Raw genomic sequence first — 20,800 nt, 5'->3', positions numbered from 1 at the left:
TTTCACCTTTCACCTTTCACCTTTCACCTTTCACCTTTCACCTTTCACCTTTCACCTTTCACCTTTCACCTTTCACCTTTCACCTTTCACCTTTCGCCTTTCACCTTTCACCTTTCACCTTTCACCTTTCACCTTTCACCACATTTGGTTAACTTAGCCTTTTATATCTGCATGAACAAACAAATCATAATTACAGCATCTATACTGGGTGCATTGGCCGTTGTTGCCGGTGCCTTTGGCGCCCACTCCTTAAAGGCTTCCCTATCTGCCCGCCAGCTGGAAGTTTGGCAAACCGCCGTACAATACCAGTTTTACCATGTGTTTGCGTTGCTGTTCCTGTCCACCTTTACCCGTTTTAAAAACAAGGTAATTGTAAGCACCTATTACCTGTTCACCTTGGGTATCATCCTGTTCTCGGGCTCGTTATATTTATTAGCCTGCCGCGATCTGTTGAATATGCCGGGACTGGCGGTGCTGGGCCCAATTACACCAATAGGTGGTTTACTGTTCATCATAGGATGGATATTTTTGGCTTTCGCTGCTTTCAGAAACAAATAAACGATGTTAGAATTTGCCGATGGTTTACAGGCTTCCCGTGAAACGCTTTTTGTTGAAGTGGTTTTACCGTTGGCCATAAGCATCAATTACACATACCGCGTACCTTACGAACTTAACAACGCCGTTGTTGTTGGCAAGCGCGTGGTTGTGCAGTTTGGTAAAAGCAAATTATATACCGCCGTTGTAGCCAATATAACGGAACACGCGCCCGAAAAGTACGAAGCCAAGTACATCATAGATATATTGGATGAGCAGCCCGTGGTTACCCCGCGCCAGTTACAGTTTTGGAAATGGATAGCCGAATATTACATGTGTAACGATGGCGAGGTGATGAACGCTGCCCTTCCATCGGCACTAAAGCTGGCCAGCGAAACTAAAATTATGCTCAATAAAGATTTTGAGTATGATAAGGCCTCTCTTAACGATAAAGAGTTCCTGATCACTGAGGCGCTGGAGATCCAACCCGAGCTAACGATTAGCGATATAGCCAAACTGCTGGGGCAAAAAACGGTGATGCCCATCCTGAAAACGCTTTTCGAAAAAAATATCATTACCATATCGGAAGAAGTGAGCGAGCGGTACAAACCCCGCAAGCGCGTTTACTTAACCCTCAACCCTGATTACCATAACCAGAACGCTTTAAGAGAACTGTTTACCATTCTCGAAAAACGCGCCCCAAAACAGGCGGATGCGGTGTTGGCCTTTATCAAATTATCGCGCCAGCAAAAGCAGGTTTCAAAAAACGAACTGATAGAAGAAAGCGGAAGCGGCGATTCCAGCATTAAATCGCTGATAGAGAAAGACGTTTTTATTGCCGAGGAACGCAACGTAAGCCGCCTGGGGTATGACGAGGACGAAGACCAACTGAGTAATTTTATACTCAGCCCCGCGCAAGAGGTTGCCCTTGCCCAAACTAAAGAGCAATTGTTAGAAAAGGATGTGGTATTGCTGCATGGTGTAACCTCGTCCGGTAAAACGCAGATCTACATTAAGCTGATAGAAGATATGATGGCCAGCGGCAGGCAGGTGCTTTACCTGCTGCCGGAGATTGCCTTAACAACCCACATCATTGAACGCCTGCGGGTGTACTTTGGTGGCACTATTGGTGTTTACCACTCGCGCTTTAATGATAATGAGCGGGTGGAGGTTTGGCAAAAGGTGCTGAACGGCGAGTACAAGGTAATCCTTGGTGCACGCTCATCCGTCTTTTTGCCGTTTAACGATCTGGGTTTGTTGATTGTGGACGAAGAGCACGAAACGTCCTACAAACAATTCGACCCGGCCCCACGCTATAACGCCCGCGACGCGGCCATCTACCTGGCTAATATGTATAAAGGGAAGGTGTTGCTTGGTTCGGCCACGCCATCGTTCGAGACCTATTATAATGCACGTGTGCATAAATACGGCTTGGTTGAACTGATGGAACGGTACGGCGGTGTAAAATTACCCCTTATAGAAGTAGTGAGCATCACCGAAGAAACCAAGCGCAAAACCATGCAATCGCACTTTAGCAGTGTGCTGATGCAGGATATACAGCTGGCTATCGATAATAAAGAGCAAGTAATACTGTTCCAGAACCGCCGTGGTTACGCGCCGGTACTGATGTGCAAGATCTGCGCTTACACCCCAAAATGTATCAACTGCGATGTTAGCCTAACCTACCATAAGCATACCCACAAGCTGCATTGCCACTATTGCGGTTATAAAGAAGATACAGCAACCATTTGCCCGGCATGCGGCTCTACCCATTTAGAATACAAAGGTTTTGGTACCGAGAAGGTGGAGGACGAGCTATCTGTCCTGATGCCCGGCCTGCGCCTGGCACGGATGGACCTGGACACCACACGGTCGCGCAACTCCCTGCAAACCATCCTTAATAATCTGGAAGAGAAAAAAATAGATGTGCTTATTGGTACCCAAATGGTTGCCAAGGGTTTGGATTTTGCCGATGTTACCGTTATAGGGATCATCAACGCGGATAGCCTGCTCAAATACCCAGATTACCGCGCTAATGAGCGTAGCTACCAGATGCTTGCCCAGGTAAGCGGCAGGGCAGGGCGACGGGGCAAACAGGGCAAGGTAGTGATCCAAACTTATGATCCCAATCACCGGGTTATAAAACAGGTGATCGGGAATGATTATAACGACCTCTACTTTACTGAAATGGAGGAGCGGAAAAGCTTTAAATATCCGCCCTACTATCGCATCATCAGCATGGCTATTAAGCACCGCGACCCGCAGGTATTATACAACCAGGCCGAGTACATGGCTAACGAATTGCGCAAGCATTTTGGAAATCGTGTAATAGGCCCCGAGGCCCCGCTCATCAACCGAATCCGCAATTTCTACATCAAATCCATTATGCTCAAGTTCGAGCGCGATACCATCTCTATTGTAAAGGCAAAGGCCATCATGAGGGAGGTGATTACGCAGTTCCAAACCACCAAACTGAGCAAAGGCAGCATCGTACAACCCGATGTTGATCCCTATTAGGAATAAATTAGATCGTTGTATTAAACGGGGACATGTATTGTACCTAGCACTAAATAGGTTTATATGCCGCCCGCGATGTAACTGTCGCCTGTGCTGCACAGCCGCGTACAACCGTATATAATGTACACGGTTGGTGGTAACCGCCCATGTTTAAAACATTACTGGTTAACAACCAAAGCCTTATTATAAAGCGACGCACGAAGCCGGCAAATTGCCGGCTTTTTGTATAACTTTGTTATGTAATGGCGTACAAATTTATTGATAATTACCGCGAGCAAGGGGCAAGGAAACGACTGGTAGAGATACTGAGCAAGAAAGGTATCGAAGACGAAAGGGTGCTGCATGCCATTGGTAAAGTACCCCGCCACTATTTTTTCGATGAAACTTTCTGGAACCAGGCCTACAAAGATATCGCTTTCCCGATAGGGGCCGGGCAAACCATCTCGCAGCCATACACGGTAGCTTATCAAACCGAACTATTACACATTCAAAAAGGCGATAAAGTGCTTGAGATTGGCACGGGTTGTGGCTATCAAACCTGCGTGTTAATGGTAGTTGGCGCTAAGGTTTTCACCATAGAGCGCCAGGAAAAGCTTTACGAACGCACTATACAGGTATTACCCTACATGGGCTATAAACCTAAATTTTTCTTAGGCGATGGCTCGATGGGTATTGCGGAAGATGCACCTTACGATAAGATCATTGTAACTGCAGGCGCCCCAACCGTGCCCGAAATATTATTGAAACAACTCAAAATTGGCGGCATCCTCGTTATCCCCGTAGGGGACGAAAAATCACAAAAGATGGTAACCGTATTAAAAACCGCCGAGCATGACTACGAACGGCATGTATTGGACACATTTAGGTTTGTGCCGTTGGTGGGTGATAGGGCGTGGTAGGTTCAGTTTGCTGTGATTAGTTCGCAGTTTGCATGGTATGTAAACTATTTATTTTTGCCAACTGCCAACTGCCAACTGCCAACTGCCAACTACCTCTTCATCGCCCTGTCCATTTCAATCTTGGTATCGCGCTCTTTCATGGTTTCACGTTTGTCGAAGGTCTTTTTACCCTGGGCAAGGCCAATTTCAAGCTTGGCGAAACCACGTTCGCTGATGAATAGGGCAAGGGGTACAATGGTCAGGCCTTTTTCTTCGCCGCGGGTTAGCAGTTTTTTAAGTTCCTTTTTATTGAGCAGCAGAATGCGGTCTCGTTTGGCTTCGTGGTTGTAAAACGAACCCATCGAATATTCGGAAATATGCAGGTTGCGTACGTATAGTTGATTACCAATAAAAGTACAAAATGCATCATTCACGTTGGCCTTACCTTCGCGGATCGATTTGATTTCGGTACCTAAAAGTTGGATGCCGGCGGTGTACTTATCCAGTATATGGTATTCAAAGTATGCCTTTTTATTTTTGATGTATAAGTTCTGCTCCATTACGCTGCAAATATGCGATTAATTATAGCAATCAAGAGAAAGCGTCAGGAATCAAAGCATCTTAAAACCCCAAGGGGTCTGAGCACTCTTCGTTCATTAACGGTCTTGATTCCTGAATCTACATGTCTTAACTCTTTTTTTGAGGTTTCACTACCAGCACCGGTACGTTAACCTTGTGCCTTACCGAATCAACAGTAGTGCCAAAAATCAGGTCCTTCAAAGCTTTGTGCCCATGCGAGCCCATCACAACAAAATCTATTTTGGTTTCTTTAACAATCTGCGCTATGGAAGACGCAGCGCTGCCGTAACCAATCTTAGCTTCGGTTTTGTAGCCAAGTTTGACCAGAGCGTCTACGTATTTCTCCAAATTATCTACATCGCTTTGGGTTTCGCTGTCCATCACCTGCTTGCCATAGTAGCGCGCCCCGGCGGTTTCTACCACATGGATGAGGTTGTAATGCGCCTTTTTACCACCCTGCATCAAAGCATGGCGAATGGTATCCTGGTCGTTCTTCGAAAAATCGATGGTAACGCCAATCTGGTTATAACTTACGGCTTCTAAATTATCTAACGCTGCCGCGATGCCGTGTGGTACATATATTGGTTGATCGGTATGTTTGTAAAGCAGCGGGCGCAGGAATACGTAGACCAACAGTAAACCGATAGCCACCGCGATAGGCGATATAACAAAGTGGACTAAATTTGCTGACCCCGGACTCCCTGCCGCCCACGTTTCAATCTCCTGTATCACAAGCCTTACATTTAGCCCGACTATCAGTGTGGCAAACACCCAAGCAAGTATTTTTAAAGGTACGCTGGTGGCAAAGTTGCCCATGCGTTTTTTATCGGATGTAAAGTGGATAAGCGGGATAATTGCGAAACCCAGTTGTAAACTGAGTACCACCTGGCTTAGTATTAATAACTTGCCAAGCCCGGCCTCGCCGAAATGAAGGATAGTAAAGAACGCGGGAATTATAGCCAGTAATCGCGTAAGCAAACGGCGCAGCCATGGGGCTATGCGTAAGTTTAGGTGCCCTTCCATGATGATCTGCCCGGCAAGGGTGCCTGTAACGGTAGAGCTTTGCCCGGCGGCTATTAGCGCAATAGCGAACAGGGCAGGAGCGAGCTTACCGAAAATATTGGTCAATAATTTATGCGCGTCCTGGATCTCCGCAACCTCATGAAACCCGCGACCGAAAAACGCGCTTGCCGCCAATATTAATATAGCCGCGTTCACAAAAAAAGCAAGGTTTAACGCGATAGTGGTATCCCAAAAATTATAGCGGATGGCGGTTTTAATGCCCTCCTCGCTGCGGTCTATCTTTCGGGTTTGCACCAGCGACGAATGCAGATAAAGGTTGTGCGGCATCACCGTAGCACCAATAATACCAATAGCCAAATACAGCGATGTGCTGTTCAGCTTGGTAGGCATAAAGCCTTTTGCAATATCGATAACGTTTGGCTGCACAATAAACATCTGCAATAAAAACGCGAAGCCTACGATGAATATCAACGAGATAATGAAGCCTTCCAGCTTGCGCATGCCTTTGTTAAGCAGGAATAGCAGCAGCAAAGTATCAAGCAAAGTAATAGATACCCCCCAAATTAGCGGCAAGCCGAATAACAGGTTCAAACCTATAGCCATACCAATGATCTCGGCAAGATCACAGGCTATGATGGCTATTTGGGCTAATATATATAAGCAAAAGTTTACAAAGCGAGGGTAGGTTTGTTTAGATGCCTGGGCTAAGTCCAAGCCCCGTACAATACCTAACCTTACGGCAAGGTTTTGCAGCAGCAGGGCTATCAGGTTGGAAAGTAGTAAAACCCAGATGAGTTTATAGCCGAACTGGCTGCCGGCGGCAAGGTCGGTTGCCCAGTTGCCGGGGTCCATATAGCCAACGCTTACCAGGTAGGCGGGGCCTAAAAAGGATAGCAGCTTGCGCCAGCCGGTCTTATTTTCGGTAGTTACGGTGTTGTGTACATTGCCTAACGAGTGGCTATCGTGCTTTTGAGTGGTCATAAGGCTATTAGCAGGTTATTAGCCACATCGCGGCTTATTTGTAAATCTTTATTGTCCATTTGTAGTATTACCGTATTATCATAGGTGATGATCTCTTTCACCGTTATTTTTTTGCCGATGGTTAGGCTTTGCTTCTCCAGGTATTGTAAAAATGCTGAGGAGTGGTCCCTAACGCCGGATATGATCCCGCATGCATTAACATCAACAGCCGAAATTGGTTTAAGGTCGTTTTGTTTAAAGTTGCCCTGGCTATCAGGTATCGGGTCGCCATGCGGATCGCGGGTGGGAAAGCCCATAAATTCGTCCAATCGGTCAATCAGCTCTGTCGAGGAGATATGCTCCATTTCTTCGGCCATTTCGTGCACTTCATCCCATTTAAAATGTAGCTTCTCTACCAAAAAGTATTCCCAAAGGCGGTGCCTGCGAATGATATTTATCGCCACCTTTTCGCCGGTTTTCGTTAAACTGACGCCCTGATAACGGGTATAATTGATCAAAAGTTTCTCGGCAAGCTTCCGCAGCATGTCCGTTACCGACGATGCTTTGGTAGTTAGTTCGGCCGCGATTCGGTTGGTGCTCACATTTTCGGCTACCAGCGATAGCTTGTAAATGGCTTTAAGATAGTTCTCTTCGGTTAGTGTGTACATTTAAGCAAATCTAATTAAATTTTTAGACCCGTCTAAAAATACAAATAAATATATAATATGTTTTGTTGAAATAGTTTTTAAAAAAATTATATTTTGTGGGATATAGAATGCTTTATATTTGCACGTACCATGGCTCAAGAATTAGACAAAATAGACCTACAGATACTTAAGATTTTACAGGAAAACGGACGCATCACCAATTTGCAGCTGTCGAATGAAATAGGCTTATCGCCCGCGCCAACTTTAGAGCGTGTGCGCAAACTGGAAAACGCGCAGTTTATAAAAAGCTACCATGCCCTTGTCGACGAGGAAAAACTCGGTTTAGGCATCAAAACTTTTATCCAGATCTCGCTTGATTTTCATCAGAAGAACACCATCCAAACGTTTTTAGACGAGATACAAAGCATTAAAGAAGTTACCGAGTGCCACCACGTTACCGGGCAGTGCGACTTTTTATTAAAAGTTTACGTGCGCGACATCAAATCGTACGAACAGCTTATTATGGAGAAGATCAGCCGTATCACCGTGGTTAAAACTTTCCAAACCATGATGATCATGAGCACCAGCAAAAAAGAACCAATAGTGCCTTTGGAATACTAAGAGGATGTGCAGATATGCAAATCTGCGAATGTGCAAATGAGCTTCAGAAAAGCACCATTTGCACATTTTTTGTTTTCAGGCGTCTGCACATTCATTCTCATCTGCATATCTGCACATTTGAAATCTGCACATCTACAATTGCCAATCAATCTCCATTTTACCCTCTTTCTTCAAAAACTCATTCGTTTTAGAGAATGGCTTAGATCCGAAGAAGCCGCCGTGGCTTACCGCCAGGGGCGAGGGATGGGTTGATTTGATAACGAGGTGATTGTTATTCGGATTAATTAGTACCGCTTTAGATTGCGCGTAGGCTCCCCACAGGATAAACACAATTCCCTTTTTCTCGTCGGACAGGATTTTGATGGCAGCATCTGTAAACTTCTCCCAACCCTTTTTTTGGTGCGAGCCTGCTGTTGCCGCCCTAACCGTTAACGTGGCGTTTAACAATAGTACACCTTGCTGTGCCCATTTGGTAAGGTCGCCGGTTTGGGGGATGGTAAAGCCTGGGATATCCGTTGCCAGTTCCTTATAAATGTTTTTTAATGATGGCGGTGGCGTCACACCCTTTTGTACGGAGAACGACAGTCCATGCGCCTGGTTGGCGCCATGATAAGGGTCTTGCCCCAGTATCACAACCTTAACATCATCAAACGGGGTGATGTTAAAAGCGTTGAAAATATCGGCATTACGCGGGTAGGTTATGTGGCCCGCATCTTTTTCTGCTTTCAGGAAGTTTTTAAGATCATGCATGTAGGGTTTTTCCAATTCCGCGCTTAAGTTTTTTTTCCACGATGGTTCTAATTCTCCGGCCATAAATATTACTAACTGATGTTTTATTTAGCTTACAAATAACGATATTTGCACACTGTTTTTATACTAATACAAATTATGTCGAATATAGTTAGGTTAATTATTGCTTGTGTTATAATGGGTGCGGGTGTTACGCTATGCGCATTCGGTTTTTGGGGCTGGGGAATAACCTTATTTTTATTGGGTGGCATTGCCTTGCTTACTTTCTTTTTTAACGAAAACATGTTGCTTGCGCAATTTTACCTGCGTAAAGAGAACTCTGTTAAAGCAGAGGCCGCACTTGCAAAGATCACCGATTACGAAAAACAACTTTACAAGAGCCAGCACGGTTATTACAACCTGCTTATCGGCTTGATAGAATCGCGCACAGCGCCATTAAAATCAGAAAAATACTTTAAGAAAGCCCTGCAACTGGGTATGGGCATGTCGCACAATATCGCGTTAGCTAAATTGAGCCTTGCGGGCATAGCCATGGCGAAACGCAACAAACGCGAAGCGGAAATTTACCTGAAAGAAGCGGCTAAGGAAGACAAGAACAAACTACTTGCCGACCAGATAAAGATGATGAAGGGCCAAATGGCGCAGATGGATAAGCAGCAGGTAATACGCGGCGGTTTCCGTCAGAAGTTCTAAGAAAGAATAATTACCTTTTATTTCTCGTCGAGGTTGCTGAAATAATCAGGCTCTGAAGAGTGGTTTTGATTTGGGGCGATGTGCCTGTCGGTGATGTGCATTACCGGGAAATCGAATCCGCTTTCTTCCTGTTTTACTTTGGAAGGCTTTGATACCTCCACCATTTTAAGCAGGCTGCGTATAAACGACAGGTCGAAATTACTCCTGTTTAGTTTTATAAGGTATTCACTTTCGGTTATTTCAAGGATAGAATTTGTCATAACAATCAATTATAAGGTGTCTGGATATAAAATTCAACATCTACTATTAATTGAAAGTGTTATTCTCTTTATCTTTTTGTTAAGGAATGGAGGTTGTAGCAGAGAATGATCCCTGATTTTCTACTCTATTTTAGACCAGGTAAGCAACGACCTAAAAACGCCCGTAATGCGTTATAAATCGACCTTGATCTCCGAGGAATGTTCACGTTCACGGCCGTGAACGCCCATGAACAACCTTATCTGTCTTATAATCAAGGCTTTCTGTTTTTACATGTACTGACAAAATAGCGCCACCATTTGAAACATTTGCAGCAGGCAGAGTAAATTGTTATAATTAGAGGTTGCTTTCCTGTAAGATCCGGCCTTGTATGCGTTAAAGTTTTATAACAAACAAAAAGAGCCGCGATACTTCGCGGCTCTACCATTATAAATATTATTCTATCTATTCAAACCAGGCCATAACCGTTTCTTTTACCGGCATAGCTATTTCCAGTTTCATTTTTTTACGCATGCCGCCAAGGTCGTTAAATACCTTATTGGGGTTGCCTGCCTTTAGTTCTTCAACGGTGTTGAAACCCATTTTATTTAATACGGGTACCCACTCGGCAGGTACGCCGGCGTTTACAAAATCATCGGCAGATGCTACTTTAGCTTTTTTCTCAAGGCGCATCTGCGGGAAAAATAACACCTCCTGTATGGTACTTTGGTTGGTCATCAGCATCACCAAACGGTCTATACCGATACCAAGGCCCGATGTTGGGGGCATACCGTATTCCAGGGCGCGTAAAAAGTCGTCGTCCATCGCCATAGCTTCATCATCGCCACGGCCGGCCAATATTAATTGCTCTTCTAAACGTTCGCGCTGATCAATCGGGTCATTCAGCTCAGAGTAGGCATTGCCAATTTCTTTTCCGTTTACAAATAACTCAAAACGTTCTACCAAGCCTTCTTTAGTACGATGTTTTTTAGCAAGCGGGCTCATTTCTACCGGGTAATCTGTAATATAAGTCGGTTGGATCAGGTTATGCTCCACCTTCGCGCTAAAGATCTCATCTATCAGTTTGCCTTTACCCATGCTGGCATCTACCTCAATGGTAAGATCGGCACATGCTTTACGCAGGTCGTCTTCGTTCATGGCAGAAACATCAACACCTGTATATTTCAGGATAGAATCATACATCGATAATTTCTCGTACGGGCCTGCAAAGTTTATTTCGTTTTGGCCTACCTGTACTACAGGTATACCGTTTACGGCTTTGGCAACAGTTTCTAAACAATCTTCAACCATAGCCATCATCCAGATATAATCTTTATAAGCTACATAAATTTCCATCATGGTAAACTCCGGGTTATGGGTACGATCCATGCCCTCATTACGGAACATCTTGCCAAACTCGTACACGCCATCAAAACCCGCAACTATTAGGCGTTTCAGGTAAAGCTCGTTGGCTATGCGCAGGTAAAGCGGCATATCCAAAGTGTTGTGATGCGTATTGAACGGGCGGGCAGCAGCGCCACCGTGAATAGGCTGCAGGATAGGGGTTTCAACCTCCATCCATCCCTGGCCGTTAAAGTAATTACGCATGCTGCTAATTACTTTAGAGCGGTTAATGAAAATATTTTTATAGCCTGGGTTAACGGTCAAATCCACGTAACGCTGGCGGTAACGCATCTCAGGATCCGTAAAACCATCGTGGATGGTGCCATCGTCTTCGCGTTTAACAACAGGCAGTGGTTTAAGCGACTTGGAAAGAACGGTTAATTCCTGGGTATGAACCGAGATCTCGCCGGTTTGGGTCAGGAAAACGTAGCCTTTGATGCCCACGTAATCGCCTATATCCAATAGCTTTTTAAATACGATATTGTAGAGGGTTTTATCCTCGTCGGGGCAAACATCATCACGTTTGATATAGATCTGTACGCGACCGGTACTGTCCTGAACCTCAAAAAAAGAAGCGCTGCCCATAATACGGCGCGTCATGATACGGCCGGCTATGGTAACCTGTTTATACTTATCCGGGGTAGCTTCAAAATTGTCATTAATGTCCTGTGCCCACGCGGTCACATCATAAGCTTCGGCAGGATAGGGGTTTATGCCCAGCTCGCGTAATTTTTGTAACGATTCGCGACGTATGATCTCCTGTTCGGATAGTGCAATACTCATATTATAAAAGGGTATTTATTAAGGCTGCAAAAATAGGATTTTTAGGTGAGATATGGGAGATGGGGCTTATATTTTACTCACCGCGGCTACGCTGCGCCGGCCGACCCTCTCTGCTGCGCAAAGATGGTGAAAAGAAACCCTTTCCGAATAAGAGGGTATAAAAGGTGTTTTACCCTCTTATCGCGTAGAGAGGGTGGTCGTGCGAAGCAATGACCGGGTGAGTAAGATCGCGAAATGATAAGTTGCATTGTAGTCAGTCCGGGCATGCCGAAAATATAACCACCGCCTTATTGGTTCGACAAACTCACCATAACAGGAAATCAACAAAATCACTAAATCAATCATTCACTAAATCACTAATTAATATCTTTGCCGCATGAATGTTAAAGTTATCGCGTTTGATGCCGATGATACGCTTTGGGTGAACGAACCCTATTTCAGGCAAACCGAAGAACAGTTTTGCATCCTGCTGCAGCAATACGCATCAGAACACGAACTACAGCGCGAACTTTTAAAAATAGAAATTGATAACCTTGGCCTTTACGGCTACGGCATAAAGGGCTTCATCCTCTCCATGATAGAGGCCGCCATGAAGATCACCCAAAATACATTGAGCATCGATGTGGTAAACCAAATCATCGAACTGGGTAAGCAGATGCTTAACCAGCCCATCGAGTTATTGGATGGCGTGGAAGAGGTGCTTGAAAAGCTAAAAAGCAAATATCGCCTGGTGGTAGCTACTAAAGGCGACCTGCTTGACCAGGAACGCAAACTCAAAAAATCTGGCCTGAACCCATATTTTCACCACATCGAGATCATGAGCGAGAAAGATGATGCCAATTACCTGAAACTGATAAAACATCTGGATATCCAACCCGATGAATTGCTGATGGTGGGCAACTCGCTTAAAAGCGATATTATGCCTGTGCTAAATATTGGCGGCCATGCTGTGCACGTACCTTACCATATTACCTGGGCGCACGAGCAAATTGAACATAGTATAGATAACGAACGTTTTAAAAGCGCCGAAAACATTAAAGATATTTTAGCGTACCTGTAATAGCATGAAAACGAAGATAGACCTGGAAAACTGGTACCGTAAAGCGCATTTCGATTTTTTTAACAGTTTCGAAGAGCCACTTTTTGGCGCTACGGTAAATGTGGATGTAACCATAGCTTATCAAACAGCAAAGGCGCAGGGCGTTTCTTTTTTTCTGTACTACCTGCATGCCATTTTAGAAGCGGCCAACAAAATAGAAGCTTTTAAATACCGGGTGGAGGACAATGAGATCTATTTGTACGATACCATTAATTGCTCAACCACCGTTGCAAAGCCGGATACTACGTTCGGATTTTCGTACATAGATTACAAGCCAGACTTAACCGAGTTTGTTACCGATGCCCAAAAGGAGCTGGAACGTGTAAAAAACACAGCAGGATTGGAACTAAGGATGGTGTATAATGTGCTACACGTATCAGCCATCCCCTGGATTAGTTTTACCGGGCTAACCCACGCCCGTAGCTTTTCTTTTAAGGATAGCATGCCCAAGGTATCGTTAGGTAAAGTAACCGGGGTTGACGGCAAAAAGCTGATGCCGGTATCTGTTACTGTTCATCATGGCCTTGCAGATGGCCGGCATGTTGGTGAGTTTATTGATCTTTTCCAGCAACTGCTTAATAAATAGCAAGCAGCTGCTACTCGCTTCAAAACGTATCAATTAGGTGTAAGTATTTGGTATACATTGTAAAATGTAAATGATATATTTACGTATCGCCAATTGTATGTTTAAAAAATCCATTATACTGCTCTTAGTTTCGCTAAGCCTGTTCTCCTGCAAAAAAGAAAAACCTTTTGTGCCCAATTCAACCAATGGGTTGCCGGGTTTATGGGCCCCGCTTAACGATTTTGCGGGAGTGGGAAGGGTACGTGCATTCGGTTTTGCCATTGGCAGCAAGGGGTATTTGTTAGGTGGCAATGCCGAAAAAGGCTTTTACTCCGAGTTGTTGAACGACCTTTGGGAGTACGACCCTAAAACCGACAAGTGGACAAAAAAGGCTGATTACCCAGGCCAGGCGGGCGAATATGTACGCGGATTTGCCATTAATGGAAAAGCCTATGTAGGTACGGGTTTTGGGCAGCGCGTAGCCGTTCCCGGTGATGAGACACCCCAAAACAACGATTTTTGGGAGTACGACCCTACTGTTGATAAATGGACCCGCAAAGCAGATTTTGCCGGGGGCCGGCGCGAGAATGTGATCGCCTTTGAGATAAATGGAAGCGGTTATATGGGCCTTGGTACCAATAATGCCTACGATATTAATTATAAAGATTTTTGGAAATATGACGCTGCCGCGGATAAGTGGACGCGCGTTGCAGATTACCCCGGCAGCGGGGCTTTTGGTGTAGCTGCTTTTTCGGCTAACGGTAAGGGTTATGCAGGTTTAGGTGGCGCATCCCCCAATATAGCCAAACAGGATTTTTGGGAATATGACCCTGCTGTAAATAAATGGAATGCAAAAGCCAATTTCCCCGGCGAAGCGAGGGCGTTTACGGGGCAGTTTGCCATCGGCACTATTGCTTTTTTAGGCTTTGGCTCGACCCTAACCAACACTGCCGACGATTGGTTTAAGTACGATACCGTTACAGATAAGTGGGTTAAAAGCACCAATTTCCCCGGTTTGAGCCGTTATGATATGGTGAGTTTTGCTATAGACGGCGTTGGCTATGTAGGAACAGGTAACCCAGATCTGCTCAAGGATTTTTGGAAGTTTACTCCCAGGAAAGTGAACTAATAATGTTTGTTCACCACAAAAATGGTATATATCAACATGGATACGCTGTTGATAAGCGCGTGCAAACCCATCCCCCAAAAGTAACCGTTCTTAAACCTAATGTAGGTTAACGCCCAGCCCATAAATAATTGTGGAATCACATAGAGCGGGTATATGATCAGTATCGGCCATTGCAATGGCATGTAATTGGAAATGTGTACCAGCCCAAACACTACGATGGATGTTATAATTAAAATGGTTTGAAACCTTTTACCCGGTGTTTTTATGGCCGGGGCAAAGTTGTTTATCGCAAAAAATCCCAGTCCGAATAAGGCGAGCCTTGAAATGATATTTATTGTTAAATTTTGAGTAGCCAAGCCGGGAATAAGGCGGGCAAGCAGCATTATGGCAAACGCGAAAGCCACGGCAATATGCTGCCTTTTAAAACTAAGTGGCAGCCGGAAAATGCTTTCTTCGATAAGAGGCGCAACTATGCAGATGTAAAACACGGCTTTAAAATACCCGTATTTTGCAAACAGTTTCAGCATCAAATCGTGATACTGTTTGCTGATGCTTTTAAAATGAAGCAGGTGCGTTACAAAGTAATCGGCACCGTACGCGATAGGTGCAGTTAGGAAGTTAAACAGAAAAATAACCCCGTAAATTTTCAACAGTAGTATTAACTTGCTTTGAAAAGGACGTTCCTGGTCCAATTCAGGATAATTGTACACCGAAAGAAATTCCTTTAGCATCTGCTCATCCTGTTACTACTCGGCATCTTCTACGCCCGTGTACAGATCGTCAATGGCCTCGGCATATTTCTTCTCAATTACTTTGCGTTTTGCTTTAAGGGTAGGGGTTATTTCGCCTGCTTCCATGCTAAACGGAGTGCGTTTCAATTTAAAGTTTTTGATCCGCTCGAATTTGGCAAGTTCGTTAGATAGTTTTTTTACATCCTGGTTTATCCAGTCGATGATCTCTTTATCTTCTATAAACAGGTCGGTTTTCTCAAAAAAATCATCGCCCATTTTAAAGGTTTCCTGAAGGGTTTCGCGGCCGGGTACCAATATGGCGGTGATGTATTCGCGCTTATCGCCAATTAAAAAAACCTGTTCAATTTTAGGGCTTTTTAAGTAGGTGTTCTCTACCGGGGTAGGGTAAACGTTTTTGCCATATGCATTTACCAGCATGTTCTTCAACCTGTCGGTAATTTGCAAGTTGCCACGATAAAAGCGGCCAATATCGCCGGTATGGAACCAGCCATCAGCATCGATAACCGCGGCGGTCTCTTCGGGTTTTTTCCAGTAGCCCTTCATCACGCAATGCCCGCGCACAATGATCTCGCCTTCCTCTGTTTCTAAATTTGGATTAAAGTTGTCGTACGTTTGTTTGGTATAGATGTGTTTGTTATCAACGTTTTGGATCCCCACCTCAATGCCGGGGATAATGCGGCCTACGGTACCATAAATAATGCGGTTATCTTCGGTTATCGACATTATTGGTGAGGTTTCTGTCAACCCAAAACCCTCCAGTAATTTGATATCGATATTGCCAAAAAACTCACCTACGTTTTTAGGCAAAGCGCCACCACCCGAGAGCAATACCTTTAAGCGGCCACCTGTTTTCTCCTTGATTTTACTGAACACCAATTTATTTGCCAGCTTTTGCTCGGTACTAAGGATGATGCCCGGTTTTTTGCCCGACTCATTAGCCAGGCGGTATGCCTGACCAATTTTTAACGCCCAGGTAAAGATCTTGGTTTTGATACCGCCGGCGGCAAGGCCGTTCTTCATGGCGCGGTCGTGGATGCGTTCCAGTAATCGCGGTACGCAGCACATAACGGTTGGCTTAACTTCTGCCATATTCTTCGCCAAAAGCTCCAGGCTTTGCGCGAAGGCGATGGTAGCGCCCTTGTTCATACAGATGTAATACGTTGCCGTACGCTCAAATACATGGGATAGCGGTAGGAACGACAGGAACATATCGTCCTTTGTAATAATAGGGATCTGGTACAGGCTAACCTTACAGTTTTCGGTAAGGTTATGGTGGGTTAGCATCACACCTTTTGGCGTACCTGTGGTGCCCGATGTATAGATCAGACAAGAAAGGTCGGTAGGCAATATTGCTTCGCGGGCGGCATTAATGGCCGAACGTTTACCATCAACCAGGGTCAATCCTTCTTCAATAACCTGTTTAAGGCTAACAACGCCCGCGTTCAACTGCACGGCATCACTAAACTTTTCGAAACCTTCGAATGCCGGGATAATACGGATAAGCGATTTGCAGTTGTTAGCGATCTTTAACACCTTGCGGAACAGGAACGGGTTACCGGCAATAATGGTACGCGCTTCAGAGTCGTTCAGGATGTATTCAATATCGGCTTCGGATAGGGTTGGGTAGATAGACGTATTTACCGCGCCAATCTGCTGCAGGGCCTGGTCGTAGTAAACATAGTCGGGGCCATTCTCGATGACCAGGGCAAGCCTGTCGCCTTTTTTGATGCCGATATCGAGGAACCAGGCAGATATGGCGTCGATCTTCTCGATGGCCTCTTTGTAGGAGATCTCTACCCAGGCATCTTTCACCTTATGGATCAGGAACGTATGGTCTTCGGGATGTATGTTCGCAACAATATTACGGATCAGTTCCGGTATGGTAGATTGCTCAGCAACGATGTTCATCAAGTTTATATATCAGGTTTATACCTAACAAAGCTAATTATTTTACATTTAATTAAAAATGGCAAAATAACATCGGCAAGCACCCAAAATGCCAGGGTGTCCCACTATTTATGACATACACATTTTTATAAAGCGGAACACTTTGTTAATCAATCGATTGTAAAATTCATCCTCGTGCCTTTTAGTGGATAGTTGCTTCACGTGTTTACTGATAAGTAATTTATTTATAGTGTTTTAAACAAATCTCAGCAACTGTGTTTACGTGAGAAAAACGGTACAGCGTGGGACAGGGTGAGACACCACATTTTGTCGACTCAAAAACGGCCTGAAAAGCATGGTTTCAAACCTTTCTCGGTTCAGTAGCATGATAAGCACAGCCTTTATACTGGATGCCCAGGTAAGCGGCGGTATGTTTGAACGGGACCTCGAATCCATCGGGAATGGTTGGGTCGGCACCGACGGCTATCATGGAGGCCGATTTGCCCCTGAGGCCGCGGCCAAGGTCTTTTTTAATAGTGATCAGGTCGGTAAGCCTGTCGAAGAATACCTTCATTACACCGCTCATGCTGTACCAGTAAACGGGGGTCGCAAAAATGATATTGTCGTAAGGGAGGGCTTTGTTAATGACGGCCTCAAATTCATCGTTGGTGGGGTAGTGACCGTCGTAATTGTAATGGGCTATTTTATGGTCGAGCAGGTCGATCATATCAAACTCCATTTGGCCTAAAGCCTTCCGGGTAATCGACTCAGTGAGGCTGTTTTTGCGGTTGCTGCCCAGTATGACAAGTGATTTGTTTTCCATAGCCTAAAAACAAAAAAGGTTGATTACCTAAATGTAATCAACCTTTTCTATATATCGGTTAACAAAATATTATTATACTGAGAAGCTTTCGCCGCAACCGCATGTGCGCGTGGCATTTGGGTTGTGGAAATTAAAGCCTTTACCGTTCAGTCCGTCGCTAAAATCAAGCTCGGTACCGGCCAGGTATAAAAACGATTTCATATCAAGGGCGAAGCGTACACCGCGGTCCTCAAAAAACTGGTCGCCCTTTTTCTCCTCGTTATCAAAATCGAGGTTATAAGATAAACCAGAACAGCCGCCGCCCTGTACAGATACCCGCAAAAAGTAAGAGGCATCAAGGCCGCTACCGTGCATCAGGTTATCTATTTTAGCTTTTGCTTTATCGGTTACAGTTACCATTGTAGTAGTATCAAGTAATTAGTATCAAGTATCAAGATTTTATTCAAAGTTAATACCAAAGTGCTGATACTAACTACTTGATACTCGCTACTATTAATTAGTGATGTGATTTTTCCAATAAGATTGGTTCCATGCCGTTTTTAACGCGGAAATCGTTGATGGCTGCTTTTATAGCGTCTTCTGCTAAAACCGAGCAGTGGATTTTTACCGGAGGAAGAGCAAGCTCTTCTACGATATCCATATTGTCGATCTTCATGGCATCGTCAACGCTTTTACCTTTTAACCATTCTGTAGCTAAAGATGAAGAAGCGATTGCCGAGCCGCAACCAAAGGTTTTGAATTTAGCATCGGTGATGATGTTGTTTTCATCAACCTGGATCTGCAAACGCATAACGTCGCCACACTCAGGTGCACCAACAAGGCCGGTACCAACTTTGTGGCTGCTTTTATCTAACGTGCCCACATTGCGGGGGTTAGTATAATGGTCAATTACTTTATCTGAATAAGCCATAGCTTTATTTATTTATGAATTTGAAAATTTGATGATTTGAAAATGCTTTCAAATCAAATCTATAACATTGTTTAAGGATGAAGGTAATTTTCAAATTTCCAAATTACCACATCTTCAAATTAAATTAGTGTTCTGCCCACTCAATCGAGTCAAGGTCGATGCCTTCTTTAAACATTTCCCAAAGCGGCGACATGTTGCGCAGGTTGGTAACCGCTGTTTTGGTTACTTCTACCGCATAGTCAACTTCTTCCTGGGTAGTGAAACGGCCAAGGCCGAAACGAATTGAAGAGTGTGCAAGGTCATCAGATAATCCTAAGCTTTTTAAAACGTAAGATGGCTCTAACGATGCCGATGTACAAGCCGAGCCTGATGATACCGCCAGATCTTTCATGGCCATCATCAAACCTTCGCCCTCAACGTATTTGAAAGAAATATTGGCAACATGCGGTAAGCGGTGTTCCACATTACCATTCACGTAGCTTTCTTCCAGCACAGTTAACGCGCTTTCTAATCTATCGCGTAAGCCCGATAAACGGATAGCTTCGCTTTCCATTTCTAAACCTGCAATTTCGCAAGCTTTACCCAAGCCAACAATACCCGGTACGTTCAACGTGCCAGAACGCATACCACGTTCGTGACCGCCACCGTCCATCTGCGCGGTAACTTTAACACGCGGGCCTTTACGGCGTACGTATAAAGCACCAACACCTTTAGGGCCGTACATTTTATGTGCCGATAACGCCAAAAGGTCGATACCGTCTGCAATTACATCAACAGGTATTTTACCCACAGCCTGTGTAGCATCGGTCATAAATAAGGCGCCATATTTGTGTGCAATGGCAGCAATTTCTTTAACGGGTTGTATAACACCAATCTCGTTGTTACCGTACATGATAGATACCAGGATGGTTTCGCTGGTCATGGCGGCTTCTAAAACTTCAAGGTCAACAAGTCCGTCTTCTTTCACAGCAAGGTAAGTAACCTTGCCGCCAAGTTTTTCAACGTGTTTGCAGGCGTCTAATACTGCTTTATGTTCGGTAACCGCGGTAATAATGTGGTTGCCTTTTTCTTTATACATTTCAAACACGCCTTTGATGGCCAGGTTGTCAGACTCGGTAGCGCCCGATGTAAAGATGATCTCTTTCTCTGTAGCACCAATAAGTTTTGCAACCTGCTCGCGTGCATAATCAACGCCTTCTTCAGCTACCCAGCCAAACGGATGGTTACGGCTTGCCGCGTTACCAAACTTTTCGTTAAAATAGGGTAGCATAGCCTCAAGCACCCTTGGGTCCATAGGTGTTGTAGCGTTATTATCTAAATAAATTGGGATATTCATGATTAAAAATTAACAAGACAAATATACGCAAAGTTTTACTTTTACATCTGTATGCCGCTATATATTGCATTTACCTGCCATTTATTTACAATATTTGGACATGGTAAGGGGAGAGGTAAATGGCGAAAGGTGAAAGCTAAAAGGTAATGCCGCCACCAATACCTAAATAATACCCTCCAAATAACTAATTCAGTAAAATACAAATTCACTAAATGAACAAAATAGAGCATATCGGCATCGCGGTAAACAGTGTTAAGTTGGCCGGGGATATCTATGAAAAACTGTTTAACACAACTGTTTATAAGACAGAGGATGTAGCTACCGAAGGCGTGTTAACGGCCTTTTTGCAGGCAGGCCCTAATAAAATAGAACTGCTGGAGGCCACCAACCCGGAGAGTCCGATTGCCAAATTCATAGCAAAACGCGGCGAAGGCATGCACCACATCGCCTTTGATGTAACCGATATTATTGCCGAAATGGCCCGTCTTAAAGCCGAAGGGTTTACGTTGCTGAATGACGTACCAAAACAAGGCGCAGATAATAAACTGGTTTGCTTTGTACATCCAAAGGGGACTAACGGGGTTTTGATAGAGTTGTGCCAGGAGAGGGGATAGTTGGCAGTGTTCATTTTATTATCTGATAAACGGTGAAGCTTTTTTTCAGTAAGTTCCCC

General features: G+C 44.5%; 21 protein-coding genes. 9 read left to right on the top strand and 12 right to left on the bottom strand.

All coding sequences use genetic code 11. The annotated features are described in order from the left end of the window. The first annotated feature begins 171 nt into the window (after positions 1 to 171). From ABIB39_RS15965 to ABIB39_RS15955, 3 genes are all read left to right on the top strand, one after another. Positions 172 to 558 carry a DUF423 domain-containing protein gene (locus tag ABIB39_RS15965; RefSeq protein WP_354431159.1) on the top strand — a complete coding sequence of 129 codons (387 nt, stop codon included), beginning with the start codon at positions 172 to 174 and terminating at the stop codon, positions 556 to 558. A 3-nt stretch (positions 559 to 561) separates the two neighbouring features. Continuing rightward, positions 562 to 3,051: a replication restart helicase PriA gene (gene priA, locus ABIB39_RS15960; RefSeq protein ID WP_354431158.1), complete on the top strand. Its 2,490-nt coding sequence runs from the start codon at positions 562 to 564 to the stop codon at positions 3,049 to 3,051. A gap of 242 nt (positions 3,052 to 3,293) precedes the next feature. Beyond that, entirely contained in the window at positions 3,294 to 3,950 is a 657-nt protein-coding gene (locus tag ABIB39_RS15955) for a protein-L-isoaspartate(D-aspartate) O-methyltransferase (RefSeq protein ID WP_354431157.1), read from the top strand. A gap of 89 nt (positions 3,951 to 4,039) precedes the next feature. Here ABIB39_RS15955 and smpB read toward each other — a convergent pair whose 3' ends face one another. The 3 genes from smpB to ABIB39_RS15940 form a co-directional block, all read right to left on the bottom strand. Continuing rightward, positions 4,040 to 4,489: an SsrA-binding protein SmpB gene (gene smpB / locus ABIB39_RS15950; protein ID WP_252757400.1), complete on the bottom strand. Its 450-nt coding sequence runs from the start codon at positions 4,487 to 4,489 to the stop codon at positions 4,040 to 4,042. A gap of 127 nt (positions 4,490 to 4,616) precedes the next feature. Further along, complete coding sequence (locus tag ABIB39_RS15945; RefSeq protein ID WP_354431156.1) at positions 4,617 to 6,512, bottom strand: Nramp family divalent metal transporter; 1,896 nt, start codon at positions 6,510 to 6,512, stop codon at positions 4,617 to 4,619. Next, complete coding sequence (locus tag ABIB39_RS15940) at positions 6,509 to 7,159, bottom strand: metal-dependent transcriptional regulator (protein ID WP_354431155.1); 651 nt, start codon at positions 7,157 to 7,159, stop codon at positions 6,509 to 6,511. Before ABIB39_RS15940 ends, ABIB39_RS15945 begins: the two co-directional genes overlap by 4 nt. 129 nt (positions 7,160 to 7,288) lie before the next feature. Between ABIB39_RS15940 and ABIB39_RS15935 the strand changes: the two genes are divergently transcribed. Next, positions 7,289 to 7,759, top strand: a complete 471-nt coding sequence (locus ABIB39_RS15935) for an Lrp/AsnC family transcriptional regulator (RefSeq protein WP_121247950.1) — start codon at positions 7,289 to 7,291, stop codon at positions 7,757 to 7,759. Between the two features lie 132 nt (positions 7,760 to 7,891). Here ABIB39_RS15935 and ung read toward each other — a convergent pair whose 3' ends face one another. After that, a complete protein-coding gene (gene ung, locus ABIB39_RS15930) occupies positions 7,892 to 8,572 on the bottom strand; it encodes a uracil-DNA glycosylase (protein WP_354431154.1) in 681 nt (226 codons plus the stop codon). 75 nt (positions 8,573 to 8,647) lie between these two features. Here ung and ABIB39_RS15925 point away from each other — a divergent pair, with 75 nt between their 5' ends. Next, entirely contained in the window at positions 8,648 to 9,202 is a 555-nt protein-coding gene (locus ABIB39_RS15925) for a DUF2892 domain-containing protein (protein ID WP_354431153.1), read from the top strand. Positions 9,203 to 9,219: 17 nt separating this feature from the next. Here the strand turns inward: ABIB39_RS15925 and ABIB39_RS15920 are convergent, their stop codons facing one another. Next, positions 9,220 to 9,462, bottom strand: coding sequence for a hypothetical protein (locus tag ABIB39_RS15920; protein WP_354431152.1), 243 nt, complete (start codon positions 9,460 to 9,462; stop codon positions 9,220 to 9,222). Positions 9,463 to 9,904: 442 nt separating this feature from the next. Then, complete coding sequence (gene lysS, locus ABIB39_RS15915) at positions 9,905 to 11,626, bottom strand: lysine--tRNA ligase (protein WP_354431151.1); 1,722 nt, start codon at positions 11,624 to 11,626, stop codon at positions 9,905 to 9,907. A 376-nt stretch (positions 11,627 to 12,002) separates the two neighbouring features. On the opposite strand from lysS, the gene ABIB39_RS15910 reads away from it, so the two are divergent. The 3 genes from ABIB39_RS15910 (at position 12,003) to ABIB39_RS15900 (ending at position 14,419) form a co-directional block, all read left to right on the top strand. Beyond that, positions 12,003 to 12,686, top strand: a complete 684-nt coding sequence (locus ABIB39_RS15910; protein WP_354431150.1) for an HAD family hydrolase — start codon at positions 12,003 to 12,005, stop codon at positions 12,684 to 12,686. Between the two features lie 4 nt (positions 12,687 to 12,690). Beyond that, positions 12,691 to 13,311 (top strand): CatA-like O-acetyltransferase, encoded by a 621-nt coding sequence (locus tag ABIB39_RS15905; protein WP_354431149.1) that lies wholly within the window; start codon positions 12,691 to 12,693, stop codon positions 13,309 to 13,311. A gap of 70 nt (positions 13,312 to 13,381) precedes the next feature. Further along, the gene (locus tag ABIB39_RS15900) at positions 13,382 to 14,419 is read left to right on the top strand and encodes a Kelch repeat-containing protein (RefSeq protein WP_354431148.1); all 1,038 of its coding nucleotides are present in this window, start codon (positions 13,382 to 13,384) and stop codon (positions 14,417 to 14,419) included. Here ABIB39_RS15900 and ABIB39_RS15895 read toward each other — a convergent pair. From ABIB39_RS15895 to ABIB39_RS15870, 6 genes are all read right to left on the bottom strand, one after another. Continuing rightward, positions 14,416 to 15,150, bottom strand: coding sequence for a CPBP family glutamic-type intramembrane protease (locus ABIB39_RS15895; protein WP_354431147.1), 735 nt, complete (start codon positions 15,148 to 15,150; stop codon positions 14,416 to 14,418). The genes ABIB39_RS15900 and ABIB39_RS15895 overlap by 4 nt on opposite strands. A gap of 15 nt (positions 15,151 to 15,165) precedes the next feature. Then, positions 15,166 to 17,079, bottom strand: coding sequence for an AMP-dependent synthetase/ligase (locus ABIB39_RS15890; RefSeq protein ID WP_354431146.1), 1,914 nt, complete (start codon positions 17,077 to 17,079; stop codon positions 15,166 to 15,168). 340 nt (positions 17,080 to 17,419) lie between these two features. Further along, positions 17,420 to 17,881: a flavodoxin family protein gene (locus ABIB39_RS15885; RefSeq protein ID WP_354431145.1), complete on the bottom strand. Its 462-nt coding sequence runs from the start codon at positions 17,879 to 17,881 to the stop codon at positions 17,420 to 17,422. A 72-nt stretch (positions 17,882 to 17,953) separates the two neighbouring features. Beyond that, positions 17,954 to 18,280 carry a HesB/IscA family protein gene (locus ABIB39_RS15880; protein WP_354431144.1) on the bottom strand — a complete coding sequence of 109 codons (327 nt, stop codon included), beginning with the start codon at positions 18,278 to 18,280 and terminating at the stop codon, positions 17,954 to 17,956. A 97-nt stretch (positions 18,281 to 18,377) separates the two neighbouring features. Continuing rightward, on the bottom strand, positions 18,378 to 18,791 hold the full coding sequence (gene iscU, locus ABIB39_RS15875) for a Fe-S cluster assembly scaffold IscU (RefSeq protein ID WP_354431143.1): 414 nt from the start codon (positions 18,789 to 18,791) through the stop codon (positions 18,378 to 18,380). 124 nt (positions 18,792 to 18,915) lie between these two features. After that, a complete protein-coding gene (locus ABIB39_RS15870) occupies positions 18,916 to 20,127 on the bottom strand; it encodes an IscS subfamily cysteine desulfurase (protein WP_354431142.1) in 1,212 nt (403 codons plus the stop codon). A gap of 212 nt (positions 20,128 to 20,339) precedes the next feature. Between ABIB39_RS15870 and mce the strand changes: the two genes are divergently transcribed. Beyond that, positions 20,340 to 20,741: a methylmalonyl-CoA epimerase gene (gene mce, locus ABIB39_RS15865; RefSeq protein WP_354431141.1), complete on the top strand. Its 402-nt coding sequence runs from the start codon at positions 20,340 to 20,342 to the stop codon at positions 20,739 to 20,741. The last annotated feature ends 59 nt before the right edge of the window (positions 20,742 to 20,800 follow it).

This window comes from Mucilaginibacter sp. UYP27 (assembly GCF_040547175.1).
Taxonomy (GTDB): domain Bacteria; phylum Bacteroidota; class Bacteroidia; order Sphingobacteriales; family Sphingobacteriaceae; genus Mucilaginibacter.
Note: the sequence above shows the minus strand (reverse complement) of the source record. Positions and strands in the feature narration are given on the sequence as shown.

Excerpts from the sequence above, each read along its gene's own strand:
- ABIB39_RS15965 (WP_354431159.1), top strand. The coding sequence starts at position 172 with ATGAACAAACAAATCATAATTACAGCATCTATACTGGGTGCATTGGCC.
- priA (WP_354431158.1), top strand. The coding sequence starts at position 562 with ATGTTAGAATTTGCCGATGGTTTACAGGCTTCCCGTGAAACGCTTTTT.
- iscU (WP_354431143.1), bottom strand. The coding sequence starts at position 18,791 with ATGGCTTATTCAGATAAAGTAATTGACCATTATACTAACCCCCGCAAT.
- ABIB39_RS15935 (WP_121247950.1), top strand. The coding sequence starts at position 7,289 with ATGGCTCAAGAATTAGACAAAATAGACCTACAGATACTTAAGATTTTA.
- mce (WP_354431141.1), top strand. The coding sequence starts at position 20,340 with ATGAACAAAATAGAGCATATCGGCATCGCGGTAAACAGTGTTAAGTTG.
- ABIB39_RS15925 (WP_354431153.1), top strand. The coding sequence starts at position 8,648 with ATGTCGAATATAGTTAGGTTAATTATTGCTTGTGTTATAATGGGTGCG.
- ABIB39_RS15890 (WP_354431146.1), bottom strand. The coding sequence starts at position 17,079 with ATGAACATCGTTGCTGAGCAATCTACCATACCGGAACTGATCCGTAAT.
- ABIB39_RS15885 (WP_354431145.1), bottom strand. The coding sequence starts at position 17,881 with ATGGAAAACAAATCACTTGTCATACTGGGCAGCAACCGCAAAAACAGC.
- ABIB39_RS15920 (WP_354431152.1), bottom strand. The coding sequence starts at position 9,462 with ATGACAAATTCTATCCTTGAAATAACCGAAAGTGAATACCTTATAAAA.
- ung (WP_354431154.1), bottom strand. The coding sequence starts at position 8,572 with ATGGCCGGAGAATTAGAACCATCGTGGAAAAAAAACTTAAGCGCGGAA.
- smpB (WP_252757400.1), bottom strand. The coding sequence starts at position 4,489 with ATGGAGCAGAACTTATACATCAAAAATAAAAAGGCATACTTTGAATAC.
- lysS (WP_354431151.1), bottom strand. The coding sequence starts at position 11,626 with ATGAGTATTGCACTATCCGAACAGGAGATCATACGTCGCGAATCGTTA.
- ABIB39_RS15870 (WP_354431142.1), bottom strand. The coding sequence starts at position 20,127 with ATGAATATCCCAATTTATTTAGATAATAACGCTACAACACCTATGGAC.
- ABIB39_RS15940 (WP_354431155.1), bottom strand. The coding sequence starts at position 7,159 with ATGTACACACTAACCGAAGAGAACTATCTTAAAGCCATTTACAAGCTA.
- ABIB39_RS15910 (WP_354431150.1), top strand. The coding sequence starts at position 12,003 with ATGAATGTTAAAGTTATCGCGTTTGATGCCGATGATACGCTTTGGGTG.
- ABIB39_RS15900 (WP_354431148.1), top strand. The coding sequence starts at position 13,382 with ATGATATATTTACGTATCGCCAATTGTATGTTTAAAAAATCCATTATA.
- ABIB39_RS15895 (WP_354431147.1), bottom strand. The coding sequence starts at position 15,150 with ATGCTAAAGGAATTTCTTTCGGTGTACAATTATCCTGAATTGGACCAG.
- ABIB39_RS15905 (WP_354431149.1), top strand. The coding sequence starts at position 12,691 with ATGAAAACGAAGATAGACCTGGAAAACTGGTACCGTAAAGCGCATTTC.
- ABIB39_RS15945 (WP_354431156.1), bottom strand. The coding sequence starts at position 6,512 with ATGACCACTCAAAAGCACGATAGCCACTCGTTAGGCAATGTACACAAC.
- ABIB39_RS15955 (WP_354431157.1), top strand. The coding sequence starts at position 3,294 with ATGGCGTACAAATTTATTGATAATTACCGCGAGCAAGGGGCAAGGAAA.
- ABIB39_RS15880 (WP_354431144.1), bottom strand. The coding sequence starts at position 18,280 with ATGGTAACTGTAACCGATAAAGCAAAAGCTAAAATAGATAACCTGATG.